The organism is Pseudomonas sp. GW821-FHT09E04 (genome assembly GCF_059416185.1).
The window spans coordinates 1-5,641 of sequence record NZ_JBWKOR010000011.1 but is presented as its reverse complement, the minus strand read 5'-3'; the positions used below and the strand labels follow the sequence as shown (position 1 = coordinate 5,641).

Sequence of the window (5,641 nt, the reverse complement as noted above, 5' to 3'; positions counted from 1 at the left end):
TCGGCGATGCATCGTTTCACTTCTGAGTTCGGGATGGGATCAGGTGGTTCCAACGCTCTATGGTCGTCAAGAAATTCGGGTACTGAGTCGCGGCCAGAGGGCCTCGCTTCAGCAAATTGGGTATGTGACAGCTAGGTGTTTTGTGAACTCGAACTTTCGGTTCGTTTCGTCTTCACACACCGCAATCTGGTCTCTTTCGAGTTCGCAAATTGCTTGGGTGTTATATGGTCAAGCCTCACGGGCAATTAGTATTGGTTAGCTCAACGCCTCACAGCGCTTACACACCCAACCTATCAACGTCGTAGTCTTCGACGGCCCTTCAGGGAACTCAAGGTTCCAGTGAGATCTCATCTTGAGGCAAGTTTCCCGCTTAGATGCTTTCAGCGGTTATCTTTTCCGAACATAGCTACCCGGCAATGCCACTGGCGTGACAACCGGAACACCAGAGGTTCGTCCACTCCGGTCCTCTCGTACTAGGAGCAGCCCCTCTCAAATCTCAAACGTCCACGGCAGATAGGGACCGAACTGTCTCACGACGTTCTAAACCCAGCTCGCGTACCACTTTAAATGGCGAACAGCCATACCCTTGGGACCGGCTTCAGCCCCAGGATGTGATGAGCCGACATCGAGGTGCCAAACACCGCCGTCGATATGAACTCTTGGGCGGTATCAGCCTGTTATCCCCGGAGTACCTTTTATCCGTTGAGCGATGGCCCTTCCATACAGAACCACCGGATCACTAAGACCTACTTTCGTACCTGCTCGACGTGTCTGTCTCGCAGTCAAGCGCGCTTTTGCCTTTATACTCTACGACCGATTTCCGACCGGTCTGAGCGCACCTTCGTACTCCTCCGTTACTCTTTAGGAGGAGACCGCCCCAGTCAAACTACCCACCATACACTGTCCTCGATCCGGATAACGGACCTGAGTTAGAACCTCAAAGTTGCCAGGGTGGTATTTCAAGGATGGCTCCACGCAAACTGGCGTTCACGCTTCAAAGCCTCCCACCTATCCTACACAAGCAAATTCAAAGTCCAGTGCAAAGCTATAGTAAAGGTTCACGGGGTCTTTCCGTCTAGCCGCGGATACACTGCATCTTCACAGCGATTTCAATTTCACTGAGTCTCGGGTGGAGACAGCGCCGCCATCGTTACGCCATTCGTGCAGGTCGGAACTTACCCGACAAGGAATTTCGCTACCTTAGGACCGTTATAGTTACGGCCGCCGTTTACCGGGGCTTCGATCAAGAGCTTCGCGTTAGCTAACCCCATCAATTAACCTTCCGGCACCGGGCAGGCGTCACACCCTATACGTCCACTTTCGTGTTTGCAGAGTGCTGTGTTTTTAATAAACAGTCGCAGCGGCCTGGTATCTTCGACCGGCATGGGCTTACGGAGCAAGTCCTTCACCCTCACCGGCGCACCTTCTCCCGAAGTTACGGTGCCATTTTGCCTAGTTCCTTCACCCGAGTTCTCTCAAGCGCCTTGGTATTCTCTACCCAACCACCTGTGTCGGTTTGGGGTACGGTTCCTGGTTACCTGAAGCTTAGAAGCTTTTCTTGGAAGCATGGCATCAACCACTTCGTCGCCTAATGGCAACTCGTCATCAGCTCTCGGCCTTAGAATCCCGGATTTACCTAAGATTCCAGCCTACCACCTTAAACTTGGACAACCAACGCCAAGCTGGCCTAGCCTTCTCCGTCCCTCCATCGCAATAACCAGAAGTACAGGAATATTAACCTGTTTTCCATCGACTACGCTTTTCAGCCTCGCCTTAGGGACCGACTAACCCTGCGTCGATTAACGTTGCGCAGGAAACCTTGGTCTTTCGGCGTGGGTGTTTTTCACACCCATTGTCGTTACTCATGTCAGCATTCGCACTTCTGATACCTCCAGCAAGCTTCTCAACTCACCTTCACAGGCTTACAGAACGCTCCTCTACCGCATCACTTACGTGATACCCGTAGCTTCGGTGTATGGTTTGAGCCCCGTTACATCTTCCGCGCAGGCCGACTCGACTAGTGAGCTATTACGCTTTCTTTAAAGGGTGGCTGCTTCTAAGCCAACCTCCTAGCTGTCTAAGCCTTCCCACATCGTTTCCCACTTAACCATAACTTTGGGACCTTAGCTGACGGTCTGGGTTGTTTCCCTTTTCACGACGGACGTTAGCACCCGCCGTGTGTCTCCCATGCTCGGCACTTGTAGGTATTCGGAGTTTGCATCGGTTTGGTAAGTCGGGATGACCCCCTAGCCGAAACAGTGCTCTACCCCCTACAGTGATACATGAGGCGCTACCTAAATAGCTTTCGAGGAGAACCAGCTATCTCCGAGCTTGATTAGCCTTTCACTCCGATCCACAGGTCATCCGCTAACTTTTCAACGGTAGTCGGTTCGGTCCTCCAGTCAGTGTTACCTAACCTTCAACCTGCCCATGGATAGATCGCCCGGTTTCGGGTCTATTCCCAGCGACTAGACGCCCTATTAAGACTCGCTTTCGCTACGCCTCCCCTATTCGGTTAAGCTCGCCACTGAAAATAAGTCGCTGACCCATTATACAAAAGGTACGCAGTCACAGAACAAAGTCTGCTCCCACTGCTTGTACGCATACGGTTTCAGGATCTATTTCACTCCCCTCTCCGGGGTTCTTTTCGCCTTTCCCTCACGGTACTAGTTCACTATCGGTCAGTCAGTAGTATTTAGCCTTGGAGGATGGTCCCCCCATATTCAGACAAAGTTTCTCGTGCTCCGTCCTACTCGATTTCATGACTAAGAGATTTTCGCGTACAGGGCTATCACCCACTATGGCCGCACTTTCCAGAGCGTTCCGCTAATCTCAAAGCCACTTAAGGGCTAGTCCCCGTTCGCTCGCCACTACTAAGGGAATCTCGGTTGATTTCTTTTCCTCAGGGTACTTAGATGTTTCAGTTCCCCTGGTTCGCCTCTTGCACCTATGTATTCAGTACAAGATAACCATCTTATGATGGCTGGGTTCCCCCATTCAGACATCTCCGGATCAAAGTCTGTTTGCCGACTCCCCGAAGCTTTTCGCAGGCTACCACGTCTTTCATCGCCTCTGACTGCCAAGGCATCCACCGTATGCGCTTCTTCACTTGACCATATAACCCCAAGCAATCTGGTTATACTGTGAAGACGACATTCGCCGAAAATTCGAATTTCTCAACTAAGAGAACTCACAAATTTTACCTTAGCCTGATTACCACCAGTGAAAGTGGATCTCAGTCTATCTTTCTATCACATACCCAAATTTTTAAAGAACGAACTAGTCAAAGACTAGAAATCAACATTCACCATCCACTCGATGGAATGCTCATTTCTAAGCTCTTACTTCAGAAGCAGTAGTGGTGGAGCCAAGCGGGATCGAACCGCTGACCTCCTGCGTGCAAGGCAGGCGCTCTCCCAGCTGAGCTATGGCCCCGTATTTCTACAGGCGTTTCCCACACAAAATTGGTGGGTCTGGGCAGATTCGAACTGCCGACCTCACCCTTATCAGGGGTGCGCTCTAACCAACTGAGCTACAGACCCAATTTCGGGCTGCTTCTTTCGTCTTCTTCAATGAATCAAGCAATTCGTGTGGGAACTTATGGAGCAGCTGATGTCGTCGATTAAGGAGGTGATCCAGCCGCAGGTTCCCCTACGGCTACCTTGTTACGACTTCACCCCAGTCATGAATCACACCGTGGTAACCGTCCTCCCGAAGGTTAGACTAGCTACTTCTGGTGCAACCCACTCCCATGGTGTGACGGGCGGTGTGTACAAGGCCCGGGAACGTATTCACCGCGACATTCTGATTCGCGATTACTAGCGATTCCGACTTCACGCAGTCGAGTTGCAGACTGCGATCCGGACTACGATCGGTTTTATGGGATTAGCTCCACCTCGCGGCTTGGCAACCCTTTGTACCGACCATTGTAGCACGTGTGTAGCCCAGGCCGTAAGGGCCATGATGACTTGACGTCATCCCCACCTTCCTCCGGTTTGTCACCGGCAGTCTCCTTAGAGTGCCCACCATTACGTGCTGGTAACTAAGGACAAGGGTTGCGCTCGTTACGGGACTTAACCCAACATCTCACGACACGAGCTGACGACAGCCATGCAGCACCTGTCTCAATGTTCCCGAAGGCACCAATCCATCTCTGGAAAGTTCATTGGATGTCAAGGCCTGGTAAGGTTCTTCGCGTTGCTTCGAATTAAACCACATGCTCCACCGCTTGTGCGGGCCCCCGTCAATTCATTTGAGTTTTAACCTTGCGGCCGTACTCCCCAGGCGGTCAACTTAATGCGTTAGCTGCGCCACTAAGAGCTCAAGGCTCCCAACGGCTAGTTGACATCGTTTACGGCGTGGACTACCAGGGTATCTAATCCTGTTTGCTCCCCACGCTTTCGCACCTCAGTGTCAGTATCAGTCCAGGTGGTCGCCTTCGCCACTGGTGTTCCTTCCTATATCTACGCATTTCACCGCTACACAGGAAATTCCACCACCCTCTACCATACTCTAGCTCGCCAGTTTTGGATGCAGTTCCCAGGTTGAGCCCGGGGATTTCACATCCAACTTAACGAACCACCTACGCGCGCTTTACGCCCAGTAATTCCGATTAACGCTTGCACCCTCTGTATTACCGCGGCTGCTGGCACAGAGTTAGCCGGTGCTTATTCTGTCGGTAACGTCAAAATTGCAGAGTATTAATCTACAACCCTTCCTCCCAACTTAAAGTGCTTTACAATCCGAAGACCTTCTTCACACACGCGGCATGGCTGGATCAGGCTTTCGCCCATTGTCCAATATTCCCCACTGCTGCCTCCCGTAGGAGTCTGGACCGTGTCTCAGTTCCAGTGTGACTGATCATCCTCTCAGACCAGTTACGGATCGTCGCCTTGGTGAGCCATTACCTCACCAACTAGCTAATCCGACCTAGGCTCATCTGATAGCGCAAGGCCCGAAGGTCCCCTGCTTTCTCCCGTAGGACGTATGCGGTATTAGCGTTCCTTTCGAAACGTTGTCCCCCACTACCAGGCAGATTCCTAGGCATTACTCACCCGTCCGCCGCTGAATCCAGGAGCAAGCTCCTTTCATCCGCTCGACTTGCATGTGTTAGGCCTGCCGCCAGCGTTCAATCTGAGCCATGATCAAACTCTTCAGTTCAAACATCTTTGGGTTTTGAGAAAACCCTAAACTTGGCTCAGCAATCGTTGGTTACATCTTTGATTTCTCGCGGAGTAACTTGTGATGCTGATAATCTTTCTGACTATCAGTCTGACCCCACAAGCACCCACACGAATTGCTTGATTCAGTTGTTAAAGAGCGGTTGGTTAAGATCTTTCGTCTCAACCGAGGCGCGCATTCTACAGCAGCCTCATTTGCTGTCAAGTGATTATTTTCAGAAGTTTTCGAAGATTTCTTCAACAACTTCAACCACTTGCGCTTCCGATCTCTCGTTAGCGGGAGGCGAATTCTACAGCGTTACACGCTGCTGTCAACACCTCTTTTTCTCCGCTTTCGACCGAGAAGATCGAAACGTCAAAAGAGCCAAACATCACCACTCTTTCAACTCCTTCCAGGCTTCGATGACCTGAAGCAAGCCGCTGTCGAAAACTGCGTAACTCATTGAGTTTCAAGGAGTTTT

General features: G+C 51.3%; 1 protein-coding gene, 2 tRNA genes and 3 rRNA genes. All 6 read right to left on the bottom strand.

The annotated features are described in order from the left end of the window. Positions 1–71 (bottom strand): 5S ribosomal RNA (rrf, locus tag AC07N4_RS28895); the annotation flags it as partial. Positions 72–224: 153 nt separating this feature from the next. Next, positions 225–3,115 (bottom strand): 23S ribosomal RNA (locus AC07N4_RS28890). Between the two features lie 244 nt (positions 3,116–3,359). Beyond that, a tRNA-Ala gene (locus AC07N4_RS28885) sits at positions 3,360–3,435 on the bottom strand. Positions 3,436–3,465: 30 nt separating this feature from the next. Next, positions 3,466–3,542, bottom strand: a tRNA-Ile gene (locus AC07N4_RS28880). Positions 3,543–3,623: 81 nt separating this feature from the next. Beyond that, positions 3,624–5,160 (bottom strand): 16S ribosomal RNA (locus AC07N4_RS28875). Positions 5,161–5,453: 293 nt separating this feature from the next. Beyond that, the coding region (locus AC07N4_RS28870) for a hypothetical protein (protein WP_493066731.1) at positions 5,454–5,641 on the bottom strand (188 nt) is incomplete at its 5' end.